Below are 19584 nucleotides of genomic sequence, written 5' to 3' on the forward strand. Positions count from 1 at the left end.
CGACAGATTTACAATCTGTTCCCTTTGGCCACTCGGGAACCCCTCCACGGGGTGTTGCTTAACTTGTGTTTCGATCCGCCTGGGCGTGTCGAAGAAATATGGTGGAGGGAGATGGATTCGAACCATCGAAGGCAGTGCCGACAGATTTACAATCTGTTCCCTTTGGCCACTCGGGAACCCCTCCACATGTGCGGGGCGTATAGTATCAGCCAATTTATGTCTGTAAACCCTGGTGCGCGATTTTTTTCTAAAGTTTTGAATGGTTAGGGCGATAAAACGTGTGAACTTATGATTTTTGGATGTTTTCCATGCGGGCTGATGCCATTTTAGTCAACGAATTACAATTGGGTGATGCCCTGAGTCAGGCGGTCCAACAGGAGCGTCGGGGTGACTTTGGCCTGTTGTTGTCGATGATGGTCCAGGACGTACGCTATCACGGTCAATTTCAGCTCGAGCGTGATGCCGATGGTAAGCCCTTGCCATTGCGCGATAAGTTTGAGTTAGGTGCGGAGGCACCGCTGTCACAAGAGTATCATGAGGCACAACCTTCTATTGATTCGGCCCGTGCTTTTCACCAAGGAGGCTTGGTCCAGAGTCGTCTACAGGACTGTTTAGTGCCTCAAGCCATGGAGATCAGGGGGAAAAATCCTTATGGCCTTCAACAAGCATTGAATAATGCTGAGCCATGGTTGAACCGACGATGCGCAGCCAAGCCCCTTTCTCGCCCGACCTTGCCGCCAGAGACAGATCTCGCGGATCTTATTGCTCAGCAACGACTGCAGAGCAGTGCCCTAAATCTGACCGCCTAATCGATTTTGTGAATTGATGCCGTCTGTTTTTCCTGCCAGTAGGGCTTCTTTGGTGTGATCTGATCCACGGTTCAGCGTGTCATAGTGCCTATAATCACGAGGTGCTTTTATGCTGTTTGAATTGAGGTCGAGATGGAAAATAAAACGCAGGATCTGGTCACTGAGTGTTGTGGTTCTTTTATGGATGTTGGGGCCGTCATCGCGGAAGAGGATACTGTGCTGACTGTGCCGGTCTCTGCGCCCAGTGAGAGTGAGGCCCAAGCGGCATTTGATGCGCTTGCACAGAAGGCCAAGGCTCGGTTCAATGATGTGATTATTGATTCCAAATGGAAGGCGGATGACAGTCAGTTGGAGGGTACCTTGACCTTCTCCTGTGCTGCAGAACGTTTACTGTTTGAAATGACGATCGTCTAAAGCGTTAATGCTTTAGTGCAAGCTGTTGAATGAACAAGGCTTACACGTTAGTGTAAGCCTTGTTGGTTTTAAGAACCGGACAGCGATGCATGGAGCAGGGACGCACCAAAGCGCTAGCCAAGTTACAGAAGCTAGCCGATTCAGGAAAAACGGATTTTGCCACATTGGCCAGCGCCGCAACGGAGTTGGTCTGTGAGCAGCTACAGGTAGCGACAAGTTCGGTCTGGCTGTTTCAAAATGAGCATCGGGTGCTCAGTCCGGTGGTTCGATATCAATGCGGCGGGTCGCCAATTCAGGATGGCTTGTTGCATTACGATGATTTTCCTCATTACTTCGATTATCTCCACGAGCACGCACTGCTTAAGGCCGACTCGGCGCGCTTACACCCTGCCACTGCGGCAATGAACCCTAACTATCTTATTCCCCATGGGATCCACTCCATGATGGATGTTGCGCTGCACGTGAATGGGGCGTTGTGTGGGATCTTCTGTGTGGAAGCCCTGGAGCCGAAACGTTGGCGTGAGCGGGATGCACATTGGCTGCAACAGATAGGACATCTGCTTACGCTGTGGTTGGCTGACAGGCAGGGAGCGGAAAAACAGAGTTGGTTGGATCTGTTTCGGTATGCCATTGAGCAATCCAGCCAGAGAACGGTGATCGCCGATGCGGCAAGTCTAGAGATCGTTTATGCGAACCAAGCATACATAGGTGCCAGTGAGCAGCAGGATCTGCTCGGGAAGAATGTTCGTACTCTGAAAGCGTTCGAGAACCATCCTGAGCAATCTGAACGGTGGCTTCAGTCTGTGCTGAGCGGCAAAGCTGAGCAGGGTGAGATTGAGTTAAGCGGTTCGGATGGACGCTCACTCTGGATCCGGTTTCGGGTGAACTTGATCCATACCGAGCCGGGCGAGCAGTACTTGGTTATGGTCTCGGAAGATATTACTCAGGAAAAGGCACAGCGGCAGAAGTTGGAGCAGATGGCCTGGCATTGCCAATTGACGGGGTTGTTAAATCGGTTTCGGTTTCAGCAAGCGCTGGTTAATCATCCACCGGCTTTGCTGTTTCTTATCGATCTGGTCGATTTCAGTTCCATCAATGATTTTCATGGTGAAAAAGTTGGCGACTTGGTGTTGCAGGAGATCGCCAGGCGCTTGAACGGTGCAGCCGAGGTTTTGGATGCCGCCAAACTCTATCGCATTGGCGCCGATGAATTTATTGTTGCGTTTGAGCGCCCGGTGGCGATCGAGCAGGAGAGGTTGGCCAGGGAGCTTAGCAAACGTCTGCAGGGGAGCATGGGCTTCGCAGGTGGGCGTCTGATGGTTTCGGTGATCTTGGCATCCCTGGATATGCAGTTGGATAGGGGAGGGATCAGCCCCCTGGTTGCGCTGGATCTGGCTATGGCTCAGGCGAAAAGAGGCTTAGGCTTTCGGGCCTTCGACCCCCAGTTGCTGGAAACCTATCGAGAGCGGATGCGGATAGAAAGCGACCTGGAGCAGGCGCTGACTCGACGTCAATTTGAGGTGCACTATCAACCTTTGATCGATCTCCGCAGCAATAGGATCAGCGGAGTGGAAGCCTTGCTGCGTTGGAAGCATCCTAAGCAGGGGGTAATGTACCCCGGACGTTTTATCGAACTGGCTGAGCGAAATGGTCAGATTGAGTCGATAGGCCGATGGGTGTTGCAGACGGCACTGTATCAGTTACACCTTTGGCAGAAGCTATGGCCGACTTTTCAGATGCACGTCAATGTCTCGGTTAAGCAACTCTTGGCGGGAGAGTTGTTTGATATCTGCTGGGCTCAGTTGAATCGGTACCGGATCCGGCCCGGCAGTCTGGTGCTTGAGATCACTGAAACCAGCTTGCTTGAGGACGTTGGAAAGGTGACCCAATTGTGCGATCAGCTGGGTGAACTGGGGATCGTACTGGCGATCGATGATTTTGGTACCGGCTACAGCTCAATGGCTTACTTGAAGCAGTTGCCGGTACAAAAACTGAAGATCGACCGTTCCTTTGTGGCCGATCTGGAACGATCGAGTCAAAGCCGGCAGATTGTCCCGGCGATCATAGCGATGGGGAAGGCCCTGGGTCTGGCGATCACCGCAGAGGGGGTTGAAAATGAATACCAAAAGGCATTTTTAAGTCGTCATCTGTGTGATCAGGCCCAAGGCTTTTTATTCAGTGAAGCCGTGGTCCCGAGCCGGATTGAAGCGCTAATGCTGTCTCAAAACTCCGACTTTAACCACAACATCGCTTGAATTTCTTGCCTGAACCACAGGGGCATGGGGCATTGCGCCCAGGGGCACTGCGCTTGGGGGAAAATTCGCCGTCGCAGTAGAACCACTGCCCATCTTGGCGGATGAAGCGCGAGCGCTCATGCAGCACTTCCAGTATGCCTTCTTGCCGGTACCATGCCTTGAATTCCACATAGCCAACATTTTCCTCTGGGGTGGGGCAGGTCAGCAGTTCCAGATGCTGCCACTGGGCCTCACGTGCCGCCACGGCTAACGCACCGACCGTAAGATCGTCACGAAACTCTGGATGGTGGGTATCCCACAGATACTGAGCCTGAGCCATGACAAAGGCGCAGTAGCGGGAACGCATCAGTTGCTCTGGAGATTGGGCGTGTTGGATCTTCTGATGCAAGGGTTGGCAGCAGTCCGAGTAGGGGGCACTGCTGCCGCAAGGGCAGTCGTTCATGGTGTCGAATTGGATTCTGGATTTGCGGCCATTATCTCGAACGGTGCATCAAAGTACAGGCCGTCTTGCTGTTGGGCCTGATAAAAGAGATCTGCATTGACCCGTGTCGCAGAGTCGACGCTGATCAGCCATTGGTCATCGCTGTTTTGGTGGAAGTTCATGATGAACTTTCCGGCAAACTGGGAGACTGAATGGCCTTTTTGAGGGCCCGCCTGATAGCGGATCAGGTAGTAGCCTGCGTCGGTGACGATCCTGTCATGTCGGTGTCGGCTTACCACGCGAAAGCGAATGTCGATCTGCCCTTCTCGGTTGCGGATCTTATCGAACCAGCCCTGGTAGGCTTTTTGGATCTTGGTTCGGCCGGTAAAGAAGCCATCCCGCTCGGAGACCCCCATCATACAGGCATCTTCACTGTAGCGAGCGACCAGGGGGGCCGCATCCAGACTCTGATAGGCTTGGCCAAACAGGTCATAGATAGGATCCAGAGAGCGACCGAGCTCATTGGCAGCGGCCGTGCTACACATCAAACACGCCAGGGCATAGCCCCAAAAATGGAAACGCAATGTTGAAACCTCAATTGGGCTGACTGTTTCCAAGGATGACGTGTTGGGCGACGGTGTAAAGGGGGAAAGCTTTACAATTTGTGAGCGGTCTCAGCGGCCTGTCATTGTGATGGGTATAATGAGTGCCGTGATACACAGTAAGACGAGGCAAAGTGTGGATAAGGGCGAACAGGATCTGTTTTTGAGTGAAATGGCCGATGTGGTGCCGTTAAGCAAGGGAGATCGAGTCGTCAGCCTTGAGCGTCAGCAAGCCACGGCAGCTCAATTGGCCCGGCGGCAGGCGGCTGAGGCCGAAGCGCAGACCCGCGAGGATGGGTTGACCCTGGAAGCCGTCGATCCCGTAGAGCCGGATGATGTGATTGGCTGGACCCGAGGCGGGATGCAACACGGGGTCTACAAGAATTTGAGATTGGGTAAATATGAACTTGAGGCGCGTTTGGATCTGCATGGGCACACGGTAGAGCAGGCCCGTCAGGCGTTGCTGCAGTTTATGGCGGATTGCCAGCGTGCCGATATCCGCTGTGCCTTGATCTTGCACGGCAAGGGGCTCAATTCCAAGCCTTTCCGGGCCGTACTCAAAAGCTATCTGGCGAAGTGGCTGCCCTGTGTGCCGGAAGTCCTGGCGTACCATACCGCGATGCGTCAGCACGGCGGAACCGGCGCTGTGTATGTGCTGATGCGGAAAAGTCCTCAGCAGAAGCTGGAAAACCGCGAGCGTCACCAGAAACGCTAGGGAACAGGGACCCGTTATGGCTTAACGCTCCCCCCTTTTTTCATTACTCTGTGAGCACAGCGTCCTCTATTTAGTCGGTACCAGGATCTAAATCATCGTTTAGAGTTGTGCGGCATTCGACAAACGGTGAGGGCTCCCAAGGTTGCAGCCATGGAGTCATAGGGCTGGGGGCCTGAGGGTTCAACACCATTGCTGCTTCACCGCTACCCGTTCAACGGGAGCCGATCTCAGAGTTGCGAATGAGGTGCTAGGGTGATCCTGACAGAGCGCTTCCTGATCCGGTTTAGCATTCAGGTTCCTCCCCCATCTCCTATGGCACCCAGAGCCTTGCTGATGAGCAAGGCTCTTTCCCTGGATCCGGGTTTTCCCCCATAGGCCGATAAAGAAAAAGGCTGTGTCCTAGTTAAGGGTTGCACTGCACGACCTTCTGCGGTTCATAGACTTAGCCACCAGTATCCTTGTCGCGTCGGCGACAGCCATCTCTGCGAGTAAGAGCAAGGGGACTCGTTCCGGCTGCGCGCCCCGCTCTGACTCCCCGTTTGCCTCGCCAAACTTGAATAGGGGGCGATGCCAGACATGGATTTCTTTTGCTTTTAAACTTATTGAGTCTTCGCACTGCGAGTGATTATCCCTCAGGCATCGTCCTCGAAGTCGGCGATGATACAGGGTGGGGCACAAAGTTTTTCTTGTATTTATGTCCACTTGGAGTTTCAACAGCGAGTTAAGACACAGCCAAGAAAAAGGCCCGCTCGAATGAGCGGGCCTTTCTTGTCAGTGCATGCGGGTGGTTAGCCTGCGGTCCAGTAGGTTGGGCTGCCAGGGCCAACCGGTAGGCCCAGAACAAACACGTACACTACGAACAGCAAGGTCCAGCCGACGAACAGCACCAGGGAGTAAGGCAGCATGGTGGCGACCAGAGTACCGATCCCCAGATCTTTCTTGTAGCGGGTCGCAACGGCCAGGATCAGGCCAAAGTAGCTCATCATCGGCGTGATGATGTTGGTGACGGAATCGCCGATGCGGTAAGCCGCCTGAATGGTTTCCGGGGCGTAGCCTACCAGCATCAGCATCGGCACGAAGATCGGGGCGGTCACTGCCCACTGCGCCGAGGCGGAGCCTACCATCAGGTTGATGAAGGCACAGACGATGATAAAGCAGATAAACAGCAGGGGACCGTCCAGGCCGATGCTGTTAAGGAAGCCTGCGCCACCAACGGCAGTGATCGCACCCAGGTTGGTCCAGGAGAAGTAGGCCACAAACTGGGAGGCGAAGAACACCAGGACGATATACATGCCCATGGTGGACATGGCGTGGCTCATGGCGTCGATCACATCACGATCGGTCTTGATGGTGCCGACGACTTTACCGTAAACCATGCCGGGGATGGCGAAGAAGAAGAAGATGAAGGCAACGATCCCGCGCAGGAACGGGGAGCCCGCCACCAGCCCGGTGTCCGGGTGACGCAGTGGACCCCACTCAGGAACAACGGTCAGGGCCAGCAGTACAGACAGACCCAGGATCGTCAGACCGGCGGCTTTCAAGCCGCGCTTCTCTTCGGCACTCAGCCCCTTCATTTCGTCATGTTCGACGTCGTCTGCCGCGTCACTTGGGTTGTACTTGCCCAGTTTCGGCTCGACGATCTTCTCGGTGACAAACATGGCCAGGCCGGAGACCACGAAGGTGGACACGATCATGAAGAACCAGTTGGCTTCCGGGCCGACGGTGTAAGTCGGATCGATGATGTGGGCGGCGGTTTCGGTGATCCCGGACAGAAGTGGATCCACCGTACCCAGCAGCAGGTTGGCGGAGTAACCCCCTGACACGCCGGCAAAGGCTGCAGCCAGACCCGCCAGTGGGTGACGCCCCAGAGAGTGGAAGGTCATGGCGGCCAGAGGCACCAGGACGACGTAGCCCAACTCGGAAGCGGTGTTGGAGATGATCCCGGCGAACACCACGATAAAGGTTACCAGGCGGGGAGAAGCGCCCATGACCAGGCCGCGCAGGGCGGCGGAGATCATGCCGGCACGCTCGGCCACACCGACACCCAGCAGGGCGACCAGTACGGTCCCCAGAGGGGCGAAACCGGTAAAGTTGGTGACCATATTGGACACCATCATGCGCAGGCCTTCGGCACTGAGCAGGCTGAAGACCTTGATGGTGCCGTCGGCCGCGCGGCCTGCAGCACCCTCTGGACGAGGGTCAGCCACTTCCAAGCCGAAGTAACCGGCAATGCCGGAGATCAGGATGATGGCGGCGCAGAAAATGGCGAACAGGGTGATTGGGTGCGGCAGCAGGTTGCCCAAGCGTTCCACGACATCCAAAAAACGACGAAACGCGCCGTTTTGTTCCATGCTGGCGCCTTGGCCAGTCTCAAGGGTGTTTGAGCTCATGCGTAACTTCCAGTTGTGAGAAATGTGCCGATCTTTTTTATTTTTCTATCAACACTGAGAGGCGATGATTTTAGAGGCGAGGCAGGGAAACTCAAGAATAAACTGCCAAATGTGTCATGGCTGTTGTGATTGCGTTGGTGGGGGCGTTGCGCCTTGGTTGATTGTTCTGTGTCTGGTGTGCCTGCGGGCAAAAAAAAGGCCGGATTGCGGCCTTTTTGTGATGGGAAGCGGATCACTCCTCGTCGTCAACCAGAGTGCCAAAGAGATCATGATCGTCTGAGAACTCAATGCTGACCCAGACCATATCGCCCGGATTCAGATCGTATTCACCGCCGATGATCACGCGGCCATCAATCTCTGGGGCGTCTGCGTAGCTGCGGCCGATGGCGCCATCTTCACCGATCTCATCGACCATCACCAGCATCTCCTGGCCTACGCGATCCGCCAGCTTTTCCCGGCTGATCTGTGCCTGCAGGGCCATAAAGCGCTGGTAGCGCTCCTCTTTTACCTCTTCCGGGATCTGCTCTTCGATGGCGTTGGCGGTGGCACCCTCCACCGGGCTGTATTTAAAGCAGCCGACACGATCCAGTCGGGCTTCCGCCAACCAGTCGAGCAACAACTCGAAGTCCTCTTCGGTTTCGCCTGGGAAGCCGACAATAAAGGTGGAGCGGATCACCAGATCCGGACACTGCTCGCGCCAGGCTTTGATCTGCTCCAGGGTACGCTCGGCGTTCCCCGGGCGCTTCATCGCCTTGAGCACCCGCGGGCTGGCGTGCTGGAAGGGGATGTCCAGGTAGGGCAGGATCTTGCCCTCGGCCATCAGCGGCATGACGTCTGCCACGTTCGGGTAGGGGTAGACGTAGTGCAGGCGTACCCAGATCCCAAATTCGGCCAGCTTCTTGCACAGATCCAGCATGGCGGTTTTTACCGGCATGCCATTCCAGAAGCCGGTGCGGTGCTTGACGTCGGCCCCGTAGGCGCCGGTGTCCTGGCTGATCACCAGCAACTCTTTGACCCCAGCTGCTTTGAGGCGTTTGGCTTCATCGAGCACGTTGCCGATGGGGCGACTGTCGAGGTCACCGCGCATGGAGGGGATGATGCAGAAGGTGCACTTGTGGTTACAGCCCTCGGAGATCTTCAGGTAGGCGTAGTGACGTGGGGTCAGCTTAACGCCGTGATCCGGGATCAGGCTGGTCATGGGATCGTGTTGTGGCTTAGGCAAGTGAGCGTGCACTTGCTCCAGTACCACTTCGTAGGCGTGTGGGCCGGTAATGCCCAGCACCTTGGGGTGGATCTGGCGGATCTCATCGTCCTTGGCACCCAGGCAGCCGGTGACCAGCACCTTGCCGTTCTCTTTGAGGGCTTCACCAATGGTGTCCAGGGACTCCTGTACGGCGGAGTCGATAAAGCCACAGGTATTGACGATCACCAGATCGGCACCTTCGTAGGTGTTGACGATGTCATAGCCCTCGATCCGCAATTGAGTCAGGATCCGCTCCGAGTCCACCAGGTTTTTCGGGCAGCCAAGGCTGATGAAGCCGATACGTGTGCCGGTTCCTTTGGCGCCGTCACCCATGCTTGGGGCCACTTTGGTGGCGTGGGTGGTGTTGGGCTGCTCCGCCACAGGGCGGCTGTCATTGGGATCGAAAGTGTTTACGGTCATAGGCGTCCGAGGGTCTCGCTATTGGCTACTAACAACAGGGGTTTTGCAAAGTTGGCGGATTATACCGGAAGGATAGGATGGGTACAGCCGTTCAAGGCTAAAATTTGTTCAATGACGGCGTGAAGTCGTAACGGTCAGCGAGAGTCTATTCGATATGGCTCGTCTCGATCCTGGCATGGGCGCGTCAAGATGACAGGCAAGCCCAGACCATGGATACCCCTTGGGCTTGGACATGGCCTATCCTGCGTCGAGCGGTCGCTCTATGAGAGTCCCGGTCTTGAGGGATGAGGACAAGTGGAGAAGGGCACGAGTTTCGATGTTTTGATCCCTGATCACCAGCCACACTGGCGACCTGCCCAGGCATTTTGGCGGTTGAGCCAGTCATGCAGCGGTGAGAAGTAATCGAGCAGTGGCAGACCGTTGATCTCCGATGTGCCAGTGATCTGCGCCAGGGCCTGGGGCCAGGGTTGGCTACGGCCCATCTCTAGCAGTCGCTTTAGCTGTTCGCCGGCGGCTTCACTGCCATACAGGGAGCAGGTGTGAATGGGGCCCGTATGGCCCGCCGTATCGCACAGCGCTTGGTACAGTTGGAACTGAAGCAGGTGGGCCAGGAAATAGCGGCTGTAGGGCACGTTTGCCGCCACATGGTATTTACTGCCCGGATCAAAGTTGGCCTCACTGCGGATCTGTGGTGGGGCGATCCCTTGGTATTTCAGCCGCAGTTCCCACCAGGCCTGGTTGTAGTTGTCTTCGTTGATAGCTCCGGAGAACACCTGCCAGCGCCATTGATCCACCATCAGGGCAAAGGGCAAAAATGCTACCTTATCCAGTGCCTGGCGCAGCAGCAAACTGATATCACTGCCGGGCGGTGGTGTCTGTTCAAGTAAACCGATCTCCTGCAGGTACTTTGGGGTGAGGGATAGGGCGATGACATCCCCGATCGCTTCATGGAACGCTGGATTGGCTCCCTCTTTGAAGAGAAATGGCTGATCTTTATAGGCTCTTTGGTAGATGTTATGGCCCAGTTCGTGATGGACGACCTTGAAGTCCTCACCGTTTCGACGGATGCACATCTTAAGGCGAACATCGCCCTGGTGATCCAGATCCCAGGCAGAAGCGTGGCACAACGCGTTCTTGTCCCGGGGTTGGACAAATAGGGAGTGTTGCCAGAACGTCTCAGGCAGAGGGGCAAAGCCCATTGAAGTAAAGAGATGTTCCGCCTGTTTCACCATCTGGCGTTCATCATAGCCGGCCTGGTTCAGCAAGGTGGTAAGATCGAAGCTGGGTCCGGGGAGATGATCCGGGGTGATCAGTGCGAAGATCTTACTCCAGTTCTGGCCCCATAGGTCCCCCAGCAGATGGGCCGGGATGGGGTGCGCCTGGGAGATGAGCGCCTCACCATAGGTATCGGCCAAAGAGCCCCGCACATAGCAATGCAATGCCTCGTACAGGGGGCTGATCTCAAGCCAGAGGCGTTCGAGCATTTTGGCAAAGTCAGCAGCAGGCAGTTCGTATTGGCTGCGCCACAACTCTCCGAGATCTTGATAGCCCAATACCCGGGCGCCTTCGTTGGCGAGCGTTACCTGCTCACTGAAAGGGGATCGCATGGGGCTGGCCAGATCATGCCAGGTGATCCAGGCCGCCGCCAGTTGCTGGGGATCTCGAGAATTTGCCATGACCGAGGAGAGCTGCGACGGGTCGGGGCAGGGCAGATCGTCCTGGCAGAGTTTGCCCTGGCCGTACAGAGCCTCAAGCTCGATGCTGGCCTGGATCAGGCGCTGTCTTTTGTGGGGCTCGGGGGGGAGAGGCAAGGTCTGGAAGGTTTGCAACAGCTCCAGTTTCCTTCGCTGCGTCATGGTCAAATTATCACCATCGAACTCGGCCGCCTGCAGTGCGTACTCCACCGCTTGCACACGCAGCCGAACGGACTGCTCGGCAGCCAGTGCCGCAGTGTCGTCGGTCATATGGTTGGCGTAGCGCCAATGGGCTTGTGCGCTGTGCCTCGACAGGTCTGAAAGCGTCTGTTCGGCTTTGAGTAGGAATCTGTTTACATCGGAAGCTTCAGTCGTTGTGTCGCTGCAGGCACCAAGGAGGGCTGCGCAGGTGAGCAACAGGAATGGCCCAGGCTGAGGTCGCATCGTCGTATGTCAGTGATTGATGGTGTTATCGGAACGTTACTGGCTTGGTGTTTGAAAGGGAAGGTAATGATTTAAATAAAAAAGACCCGATGGGAATAGACAGATTGGGTTCCATCGGGTCCAGGGAGAGGGGAGTGGCGAACACTCTCTTACCTTATTGATAGGTCAAGATCACAATTAATGGGGGTGTCGGGCAAAAAAAAATTCTCGTCCGTGCCGGGGAGGACAAGTTGCAGTTTGATACGTGTTTTGACAAAAGTGTGACCTGGCTTTATTTTAAACAAACGTTTGATTTTGCTGCGGCAGGAACTCATGGCGAATAGAGTTGGCACCAAGGAACGGATCTTAAATGCGGCGGAGCGCCTGTTTGCCGAACGGGGCTTTGCGGAAACCTCATTACGGCTGATCACCACCAAGGCGGAGGTGAACCTCGCGTCGGTCAATTACCACTTTGGCTCCAAGAAGGAGTTGATCCAGGCGGTGCTGGCCCGCTACTTGGACCACTTTATGCCGGCGCTTGGCCAGGCACTTCAACCTTTGGAGGAGCGCCAGGATCTCACCCTGCAGGAGGTTTTCGAGGCCATGGTGACACCGCTGATGGCGGTTAACGCCATCCGGGCTAATGGCACGGCGCTGTTCCTTCAACTCCTGGGACGAGGTTATATCGAAAGCCAGGGACACTTGCGCTGGTTTGTAACCACGCATCATGGCGATGTTATGGCACAGATCACCGAGCACGTTCGCCGAAGTGCCCCGCACCTGACACCTGTCGAAGTGTTCTGGCGAATGCACTATACCTTGGGGAGCCTGGTGTTCACCGTGAGCTCCTATGATGCCCTGGTGGACATCGCCACGGCAGATTTTGCCCAACCCAATGACATTGAGTCCGTACTTCGCCGCATGATCCCCTATGTGGCCGCGGGTGTGGCGGCCCCGGTGTCCGAACTTCCTACCGGTACTGAATAAGGATATCCCATGACCTTGCTGTTTCTCTTGGTGATCGCCCTGGTGGTGATCTTTACCGTTAAAAACATACGGCGTCAGCTGATCACCCGGCCGGCGTTCCAGTTTATGCAGCGGGTGCTGCCCCCCTTGTCCCAGACCGAGCGAGAAGCGATGGAGGCGGGCAATGTCTGGTGGGATGGCGAATTGTTTCGTGGCTCTCCGGACTGGAACCAGTTGCACAGTTATCCCGCTAACCGTCTGACGGACGACGAGCAGGCCTTTATCGACAATCAGTTGGAAACCCTCCTTGGCATGATCGACGATTACGCCATCATGCAGGAGGGGGATCTGCCCCAGGCCGTTTGGGATTATCTACGCAAAGAGAAGTTTCTTGCCCTGATCATCCCCAAGAGTTATGGCGGCCTGGCGTTCTCCGCCTATGCCAACTCCACCATTGTTTCGCGGATCGCCACCCGCTCCATCAGCGTGGCGGTTACCGTTATGGTCCCCAACTCCCTGGGGCCCGGCGAACTGCTGGCCCACTATGGCACCGAAGCACAGAAAGAGCGCTGGTTACCTGCCCTGGCCGATGGCTCTGAGATCCCCTGTTTTGCCTTGACCGGCCCCACTGCGGGCTCGGATGCCGGGGCGATCCCGGATGTGGGGATCGTTTGCCGGGGCGAATTTGATGGCGAAGAGGTGTTAGGGGTTCGTCTGACCTGGGACAAGCGTTACATCACCCTGGCGCCGGTCGCCACCGTGCTGGGCCTGGCCTTTAAACTGAAAGATCCCGATGCTCTGCTGGGCAATGAGCCGGAGATAGGGATCAGCTGTGCCCTGATCCCCACCTCCCATCCCGGGGTTGAAACCGGCCAACGCCACGACCCCCTGGGGCTGGCCTTTATGAATGGCACGACCCGGGGAACCGATGTCTTTATTCCACTGGACTGGCTGATCGGCGGGGCCGATTACGCGGGTAAGGGCTGGCGCATGCTGGTGGAGTGCCTGTCGGCGGGACGGGGGATCTCTCTGCCTGCCCTGGCGACGGCCACCGGTCATATGGCGACCCGCACCACCAGTGCCTATTGCGGAGTACGCAGTCAGTTTGGCGTGAATATCGGGGAGTTCGAAGGGGTTCAGGAGGCGTTGGCTCGGATCGCCGGCAACACCTATATTCTCGAAGCCGCGCGCAAGCTGACCCTGACCGCCATCGACAGCAATCAGAAGCCCTCGGTGGTGACCGCCATTGCCAAGTACCATATGACGGAGCTGGGGCGAAAGGTGATCAACGATGCCATGGACATCCAGGCGGGCAAGGGGATCCAGCTTGGGCCCAACAACTACCTGGGCCATGCCTACATCGCCAGTCCCATCTCCATCACGGTGGAGGGGGCCAATATCCTGACCCGCAACCTGATGATCTTCGGCCAGGGGGCGACCCGGTGTCACCCCTATGTATTGGCGGAGATGGAGGCTGTGGCCGATGTGGACACGGATCGCGGACTTACCCGTTTCGACAGCCTGTTGATGTCCCACCTGGGCTTTGCCAGCCGCAACGCCCTGGTTTCGCTGGCCCATGGCCTGACCGGCTCCCGCTTTGCCGAGAAGCCGGTAGCGGGCCCCACGGCACGGCACTATCAGCACCTCTCGCGCTTTGCCGCGAACCTGGCGATCGTTTCGGATCTGTCGATGCTGGTCCTGGGTGGCGATCTGAAACGCCGGGAGATGATCTCGGCTCGGCTGGGTGACGTGCTCAGCCAGCTCTACCTGGGCTCGGCGGTCCTGCGCAACTATGAGATGGATGGCCGACAGCAGGGGGATCTGCCCTTTGTTGATTACGCCATGGCCCAGTGCCTGGCCGAGGCGAGCAGGGCACTGAGCGCTGCGCTGCGCAACTTCCCCAATCGCCCCGTCGCCTGGTTGGCCCGTCTGCTGGTGAAGCCTCTGGGTAATCATTTCCATGGCCCCAGTGACGAGCAGGCCAAGGCAGTGGCTCAGGCCATCGGCCAACCCGGCTGTGCTCGTAACCGGCTGACCCACCTGTGTCACCTGAGGGAGGGGGAGCAGAGCGGCCCGGCAAACGTGGAGCAGGCCTTCCTGGCCAATGTGGCCGCCCGTGGCGCGGCCAAGGCGGTGAAGCAGGCCCAGCGCAGCGGTACCCTGGCGAGCGGGCCGATGGATGAGGCTCTGCTGGCCCAGGCCGTCGCCGAAGGGGTACTTACCGAGCATGACAGTGAGCGGCTCCAGAGCGCATTGACCCTGTCCCGTCGAGCCATCGATGTGGATGAGTTTGCCCGGCCATAAAGGCTAAGGCGTAACGGCTAAGGCGTAATGGGCTCGCCGTGGTGAACATTCGCTTAAGCAATGAGTCGGAACATGGTGTGAGAAAAGCGCCGCCCCGAAGGGCGGCGCTTTGCGTTTCCCCCCATTGATGGTGAGGTAATCAATATAGGTGGCTGATTTAATAGAAAATCACCAATCAAGAAAAATTGGGATTTTTTTAATGATCGATTTTAAGAAATCCCGGGGGGGGTCGTTTTAGGAAAGTGAACGCAATCACATGATATCTAAACACGGAGTCACATCATGCTGTCTATTCAAACTAACTACAACTCTCTGGTCGCTCAGAACGCTCTGAACCGTTCCAACTCCGCCATGGGCACCGCCATGGAGCGTCTGTCCACCGGTTTCCGCATCAACTCTGCTGCCGACGACGCTGCTGGCCTGCAGATCGCCAACCGTCTGGAAGCCCAGTCTCGCGGTATGGCCGTTGCCCAGCGTAACTCCCAGGATGCCATCGGCATGATGCAGACCGCCGAAGGCGCCATGGACGAGCTGTCCTCCATCGCTTACCGCATGAAGGATCTGGCCACTCAGTCTGCGAACGACTCCAACGGCGTGAAAGAGCGTGAAGCTTTGCAGGCGGAATTTGCTGAGCTGCAATCCGAAGCTGTACGTATTTTCGAGCAGACCTCTTACGGTGCTGGCGAGAAGCTGTTGATGGGCTCTGGTGGTACTGGCGGTAAGTTCGGTACTGCTGGTGGTCTGACCTTCCAGATCGGTGCATCTGCCTCCGAAACCCTGAATGTAGATGTTTCTACTGAACTGAGCACTGCATACACCAATTTCCAGAACCTGGCTAATACCCCTATCGGTGGTTCAGGCGTAACTGGCACTAATGCACGTGCAGTGATCACTGCCTTGGAAACCATTACCGATGATGTTAACGGTGTTCGTGCTTCCTTCGGTGCCAACATCAACCGTCTGGAGCACACCATCAACAACTTGGCCAACATCTCCGAGAACACCGATGCTGCCAAGGGTCGTATCATGGATACCGACTTTGCCATTGAGACTGCCAACATGACCAAGAACCAGCTGCTGGTTCAGGCCGGCACCAACATCCTGGCCCAGTCCAACCAGATGAACGGTCTGGTAATGGGTCTGCTGTAAGTCTCAGACTTACAGGCCTTGCTAACAAAAGGGAGCCTTCGGGCTCCCTTTTTGTTTTTTATTTAACCAGTTAAACCAGGGCTGCGAAAAAGCGATTAAGAATTGCTGGCTGTTTGTCGCCAAATTGAATTATTCGCCCTGTTGGGTAGCTAGCTTGGATAATAATCATGAACAGCCAGTTTAAAACGAATTTTGATGTGATTAAGCAGCGATGGCCGGATGTAGCCGAACTGTTAGGTCAACAGGAGGATGCTAGCCCTACTATTTCTGTAGTACAAGGTTTGCAAACTACCATCTCAGTAGCTGGGATCCAGTTAACCAGCCGTCATGATCGGGTTGCCGAGGCAACACTGTTGGCACGCCGAATCCCCAAAGATGCAAAAAAGGCACATGTCTATGGCACCGGGTTGGGTGACCTGCAGAACTATCTTTTGCAGAGGAAGTCTCTAGAGCTTCTGGACGTGGTGATTTTATGTCCTGCGCTATTTGCCTTTGTGTTGGCAAATTCAGATCAACTAAGCTGGCTTGAAGATCCTAGAGTGATTCTACGAATGGGTGAAAATGAACGACTTAAAGATCCCTTGGCTATTGTCCCCGTAGAGCTGGGTTTTTCCCATCCAAGTTGCACCGGTCTTAAAGACCGACTAATCACAGAATTAAATGATGCATTCCTAAATCGAACGCATCAAGTGAGTAATAAGGCAGTTAGTGACCGCTTCAAGTCAAATCTAGAGTTGATTAGGCAAGATGGCGATGTTCGAACTCTGTTTGCCAAGCAAGGAGAGGGTATACACAAAAAGGCGCTAGTGCTGGCAACAGGTCCTTCATTGGGAGAAGGAATAGAGCGGATCCGTGAACAACAAGACCAAGCGATACTGATCGCTGTTGATACCGCGGTTAAGCCACTCTTAGACGCAGGTATTAAGCCAGACTATGTGGTTACTGTTGATGCGAAGATCACTGCAGAGCACCTCCAGGTAGAACGTTTGGATAAGGTACCCCTTGTTTATTTCCCACATAGCAATAAAGAGGTGCTAAACCAATGGCGAGGGCCGCGATATGCTGCAATCAGATTGGGCAAAATGTATGATAAATGGGCAAGCAAAGCAAAGGTAGGGCGCCTTTACGGGGCTGGGAGTGTGACCCATACTGCCGTTGATTTGGCTGTAAGGATGGGGGTTTTTGAAATAGAGTTGCATGGCTGTGATTTCGCTTATCCTCGTGGACAGACCCACACAGGTTATGATGACGGAGAATTGGGTGCCAGTGCCAAAGGTGCACATCGTCGTGTACTAGGAACCAATGGCGAATGGTTAGCTACCGAGTCCAACATGGCAATGTACCTGCGAGAGCTAGAGGATTATATCGAATGGGCCAGTTCGGTCCGCTTTGTTAATGCGAGCATGATAGGTGCAGCAATAAAAGGAACCGATTGTTTGAAGGAGGTAGCATGAGCAACCCACATTTGATCAAAGAGATGAAGCGTGCTGCAAAAATGCTACGCCAAGGCGAGATTATGGATGGGCGGATCGCGATCGGTGAGCTGATGCCTCGGTTAGCGGACCAGTTTCCCAAACTGACAGGCCTCAAGCTGGAGCAAGCTCAAGTGGTCTTTCCTGCGATGTTGAAGTGCCAGTCGATCGGTGACTTTAACGGACTCGCCGATTACTTTGAATACGAACTGGTCGAGTTGTTTGGTCAACCCTGACCGGGGGCAGGGCCTCAAGTCGATTGATAAACGGGAAGCCACGGCTTTCCGTTTTTTGTTTCACAGGAATTTTTCAAGTTAATTGGTGAGTCCCGCTGCCCTTAATCCCGTTTGGGAAGGAAATGGGGCACTCGGAGCCAAGGTATGGTGCACGTCAAGCCACTGTCCCGCAGGGGTGATAGCCGCATTATATGCGTTATCTGCCGCAAGGCTGTCCCCCGGGCCAGCCTTGCGGCATCGACATGAAGCTGGCCTTTAGCCGTAGGTTAACGTGACGGCCAGTGAGCCAGTCACTCTGATCTGTCTCGACACTTGACCGAGTCGCTGCAGATTGCCCTCAGTTACCCCTGGGGCCTGTAAAGGGCCCCTTTAGAGGTGTCTGAGACCTCCGGTGGGAACCTCGAAACTCCGCCTTCAAATCCACTCGCTTGACGGTGCTCCATCCTTTTTTGGCCTTTTCACTACGGGGGTCGAGTTTTTTTCGTCCTGACAGGTATCGCGCCGCGTCCTCTAACGTCAATGCCCTTAAGTTCGCCTTCGCCGACGACGCCTTGGGAGTGTTAGAAATTCCTTGTTTTTCACCCGGAAGAAGCACTTCCTCCGGATGCAGGATGGCGGAAGTTAAGGGAGGAAATGTTTCCCTTTCCTATGCTAAGCCCTCATAAACCAAGGAAAAATTATTGGCATCATTCTTGCCTCGTTGTGGGCACTAAGGAGTATTTATGATCGGTTCCGGTATCAACCCCGCCCAGATGGCGGCCATGCTGATTCAGGCTGAACGTGCGCCCAAAGATCAGCTGTACAGCATTCAGATGAAGCAGTACGAGGCCCAGCTCAATGCCTATAAGGCGGTCGAGTCACGTCTCAACAGTTTCAGCAGTCGTATGGGCAACATTGCCGATGACGACTTCTCCAAGATGGGCGTGACCGTTTCGGATGAGAGCATCGCCAATATCACTGCCGGTGCCGGCGCGGCGTCCGGTGAGTACAGCTTTCATGTAAAGCAGTTGGCCCAGGCCCATCAGGTGGCGCTCTCCTCCAAGGATTTTGATCCGGCCAACCTGACTGGCGAATACACCATTTCGCTCGGTGGTGAGCCGATGACCATCGATATGAGTGGTATCGATTCGATGGAAGCGCTGCGCGACGCCATTAACGATTCTGCGGACAACCCTGGGGTGCAGGCCAGCCTGGTGCGTACCGATGGGGAAGTGCACCTGGTGCTGACCTCGGAGGAGACCGGTGCGGATAACGTGATTGAGCTCCAGCAGCCCAATGGCAGCGCTGTGGCGGTACAGGAGCTGTCCAAGGCCCAGGATGCCATTGTGCTGATGGGGGACACTAATCCGATCACCATTACCTCCTCGTCCAATGTATTGGAAAACGTGGTTGATGGCCTGACCATTGAGCTGAAGCAGACCACCGCGGCCAACGAACCCTTGCGCGTTACTGTGGGCCAGGACAAGGAGGGGATCACCGATTCCGTTCAGTCCTTCATCAAAGACTTTAACCGGATGATCGACGAGATCGCCCACTACACCTTCGGCAAGGAGGTGGAACTGGACGATAACGACAGCGGTGATGATGACGATGACGATGACGATGCGGGCTTTAAGCCACCAAGCGACCAAGATGTTGGCGTCCTCAACGGCGATCCGGCCCTGCGCGCCCTGTCCCAGAAGCTGCGCAGCGAGATGTACGGTACTTCGTCTGCTGGGCTGACACTGCACGATCTTGGGATCGAAGTCGGCCGCGACGGCAAGCTGAAGCTCGACAGCGGTAAGCTTGAAACCGCACTGGATACCCATGGTAGTGCCGTTCAGGATTTCTTCACCGAAGAGGGTGGCCTGTTTGAACGCCTGGATGGTGCGGTGTCCTCCCTGACCGAGGACAACGGCTATCTGAAAAGCCGTCAAACCTCCATGGACAGCAATATCCGTCGCGTCGAAGACAAGATGGCTCAGCATGACATGCGCATGGAGCAGGTCTACAACCGCTACCTGTCCCAATTCGTTCGCGTAGAACAGCTTACGCTGCAGATGCAGCAATCCAGTATGTTCTTCTATTAATT

General features: G+C 55.6%; 15 protein-coding genes and 1 tRNA gene. 10 read left to right on the plus strand and 6 right to left on the minus strand.

What is annotated here, in order from left to right; translation table 11 throughout:
• Positions 1 to 99 precede the first annotated feature (99 nt).
• A tRNA-Tyr gene (locus AC2D8U_RS20610) sits at positions 100 to 184 on the minus strand.
• 115 nt (positions 185 to 299) lie between these two features.
• On the opposite strand from AC2D8U_RS20610, the gene AC2D8U_RS20615 reads away from it, so the two are divergent.
• The 3 genes from AC2D8U_RS20615 (at position 300) to AC2D8U_RS20625 (ending at position 3478) form a co-directional block, all read left to right on the plus strand.
• Positions 300 to 809: a VC2046/SO_2500 family protein gene (locus AC2D8U_RS20615; RefSeq protein WP_484620960.1), complete on the plus strand. Its 510-nt coding sequence runs from the start codon at positions 300 to 302 to the stop codon at positions 807 to 809.
• A gap of 132 nt (positions 810 to 941) precedes the next feature.
• Complete coding sequence (locus AC2D8U_RS20620; RefSeq protein WP_484620961.1) at positions 942 to 1223, plus strand: DUF406 family protein; 282 nt, start codon at positions 942 to 944, stop codon at positions 1221 to 1223.
• An 89-nt stretch (positions 1224 to 1312) separates the two neighbouring features.
• The gene (locus AC2D8U_RS20625; protein ID WP_484620962.1) at positions 1313 to 3478 is read left to right on the plus strand and encodes a putative bifunctional diguanylate cyclase/phosphodiesterase; all 2166 of its coding nucleotides are present in this window, start codon (positions 1313 to 1315) and stop codon (positions 3476 to 3478) included.
• On the opposite strand, the gene AC2D8U_RS20630 is transcribed toward AC2D8U_RS20625, so the two are convergent.
• Positions 3459 to 3920, minus strand: coding sequence for a YchJ family protein (locus AC2D8U_RS20630; RefSeq protein ID WP_484620963.1), 462 nt, complete (start codon positions 3918 to 3920; stop codon positions 3459 to 3461). The two genes, AC2D8U_RS20625 and AC2D8U_RS20630, sit on opposite strands and share 20 nt — an antisense overlap.
• Positions 3917 to 4444, minus strand: coding sequence for a YybH family protein (locus tag AC2D8U_RS20635; protein ID WP_484620964.1), 528 nt, complete (start codon positions 4442 to 4444; stop codon positions 3917 to 3919). The genes AC2D8U_RS20630 and AC2D8U_RS20635 overlap by 4 nt, the downstream gene beginning before the upstream one ends.
• A gap of 193 nt (positions 4445 to 4637) precedes the next feature.
• Between AC2D8U_RS20635 and smrA the strand changes: the two genes are divergently transcribed.
• Complete coding sequence (gene smrA, locus AC2D8U_RS20640) at positions 4638 to 5216, plus strand: DNA endonuclease SmrA (RefSeq protein WP_484620965.1); 579 nt, start codon at positions 4638 to 4640, stop codon at positions 5214 to 5216.
• Positions 5217 to 6004: 788 nt separating this feature from the next.
• Here smrA and AC2D8U_RS20645 read toward each other — a convergent pair.
• From AC2D8U_RS20645 to AC2D8U_RS20655, 3 genes are all read right to left on the minus strand, one after another.
• On the minus strand, positions 6005 to 7606 hold the full coding sequence (locus tag AC2D8U_RS20645; protein ID WP_484620966.1) for an AbgT family transporter: 1602 nt from the start codon (positions 7604 to 7606) through the stop codon (positions 6005 to 6007).
• A 232-nt stretch (positions 7607 to 7838) separates the two neighbouring features.
• The gene (rimO, locus tag AC2D8U_RS20650; protein ID WP_484620967.1) at positions 7839 to 9269 is read right to left on the minus strand and encodes a 30S ribosomal protein S12 methylthiotransferase RimO; all 1431 of its coding nucleotides are present in this window, start codon (positions 9267 to 9269) and stop codon (positions 7839 to 7841) included.
• Positions 9270 to 9601: 332 nt separating this feature from the next.
• Positions 9602 to 11407 (minus strand): M2 family metallopeptidase, encoded by a 1806-nt coding sequence (locus AC2D8U_RS20655; RefSeq protein WP_484620968.1) that lies wholly within the window; start codon positions 11405 to 11407, stop codon positions 9602 to 9604.
• A 312-nt stretch (positions 11408 to 11719) separates the two neighbouring features.
• Between AC2D8U_RS20655 and psrA the strand changes: the two genes are divergently transcribed.
• The 6 genes from psrA to fliD all read left to right on the plus strand — a co-directional run bounded on the left by psrA (position 11720) and on the right by fliD (position 19582).
• Positions 11720 to 12373 carry a TetR family transcriptional repressor PsrA gene (gene psrA / locus AC2D8U_RS20660; protein WP_484620969.1) on the plus strand — a complete coding sequence of 218 codons (654 nt, stop codon included), beginning with the start codon at positions 11720 to 11722 and terminating at the stop codon, positions 12371 to 12373.
• Between the two features lie 9 nt (positions 12374 to 12382).
• Entirely contained in the window at positions 12383 to 14656 is a 2274-nt protein-coding gene (locus tag AC2D8U_RS20665; protein ID WP_484620970.1) for an acyl-CoA dehydrogenase, read from the plus strand.
• A gap of 282 nt (positions 14657 to 14938) precedes the next feature.
• A complete protein-coding gene (lafA, locus tag AC2D8U_RS20670) occupies positions 14939 to 15805 on the plus strand; it encodes a lateral flagellin LafA (RefSeq protein ID WP_484620971.1) in 867 nt (288 codons plus the stop codon).
• A 167-nt stretch (positions 15806 to 15972) separates the two neighbouring features.
• Entirely contained in the window at positions 15973 to 17259 is a 1287-nt protein-coding gene (locus AC2D8U_RS20675; protein ID WP_484620972.1) for a motility associated factor glycosyltransferase family protein, read from the plus strand.
• On the plus strand, positions 17256 to 17513 hold the full coding sequence (locus AC2D8U_RS20680) for a hypothetical protein (RefSeq protein WP_484620973.1): 258 nt from the start codon (positions 17256 to 17258) through the stop codon (positions 17511 to 17513). Before AC2D8U_RS20675 ends, AC2D8U_RS20680 begins: the two co-directional genes overlap by 4 nt.
• A gap of 722 nt (positions 17514 to 18235) precedes the next feature.
• On the plus strand, positions 18236 to 19582 hold the full coding sequence (gene fliD, locus AC2D8U_RS20685; protein WP_484620974.1) for a flagellar filament capping protein FliD: 1347 nt from the start codon (positions 18236 to 18238) through the stop codon (positions 19580 to 19582).
• Positions 19583 to 19584 lie beyond the last annotated feature (2 nt).

Source organism: Ferrimonas sp. YIN67, from assembly GCF_057219095.1.

Coding starts and splice junctions, on each gene's coding strand:
- AC2D8U_RS20645 (WP_484620966.1), bottom strand. CDS start 7,606: ATGAGCTCAAACACCCTTGAGACTGGCCAAGGCGCCAGCATGGAACAA.
- AC2D8U_RS20630 (WP_484620963.1), bottom strand. CDS start 3,920: ATGAACGACTGCCCTTGCGGCAGCAGTGCCCCCTACTCGGACTGCTGC.
- AC2D8U_RS20615 (WP_484620960.1), top strand. CDS start 300: ATGTTTTCCATGCGGGCTGATGCCATTTTAGTCAACGAATTACAATTG.
- rimO (WP_484620967.1), bottom strand. CDS start 9,269: ATGACCGTAAACACTTTCGATCCCAATGACAGCCGCCCTGTGGCGGAG.
- AC2D8U_RS20680 (WP_484620973.1), top strand. CDS start 17,256: ATGAGCAACCCACATTTGATCAAAGAGATGAAGCGTGCTGCAAAAATG.
- fliD (WP_484620974.1), top strand. CDS start 18,236: ATGATCGGTTCCGGTATCAACCCCGCCCAGATGGCGGCCATGCTGATT.
- psrA (WP_484620969.1), top strand. CDS start 11,720: ATGGCGAATAGAGTTGGCACCAAGGAACGGATCTTAAATGCGGCGGAG.
- AC2D8U_RS20655 (WP_484620968.1), bottom strand. CDS start 11,407: ATGCGACCTCAGCCTGGGCCATTCCTGTTGCTCACCTGCGCAGCCCTC.
- AC2D8U_RS20620 (WP_484620961.1), top strand. CDS start 942: ATGGAAAATAAAACGCAGGATCTGGTCACTGAGTGTTGTGGTTCTTTT.
- AC2D8U_RS20665 (WP_484620970.1), top strand. CDS start 12,383: ATGACCTTGCTGTTTCTCTTGGTGATCGCCCTGGTGGTGATCTTTACC.
- AC2D8U_RS20635 (WP_484620964.1), bottom strand. CDS start 4,444: ATGTGTAGCACGGCCGCTGCCAATGAGCTCGGTCGCTCTCTGGATCCT.
- AC2D8U_RS20675 (WP_484620972.1), top strand. CDS start 15,973: ATGAACAGCCAGTTTAAAACGAATTTTGATGTGATTAAGCAGCGATGG.
- AC2D8U_RS20625 (WP_484620962.1), top strand. CDS start 1,313: ATGGAGCAGGGACGCACCAAAGCGCTAGCCAAGTTACAGAAGCTAGCC.
- lafA (WP_484620971.1), top strand. CDS start 14,939: ATGCTGTCTATTCAAACTAACTACAACTCTCTGGTCGCTCAGAACGCT.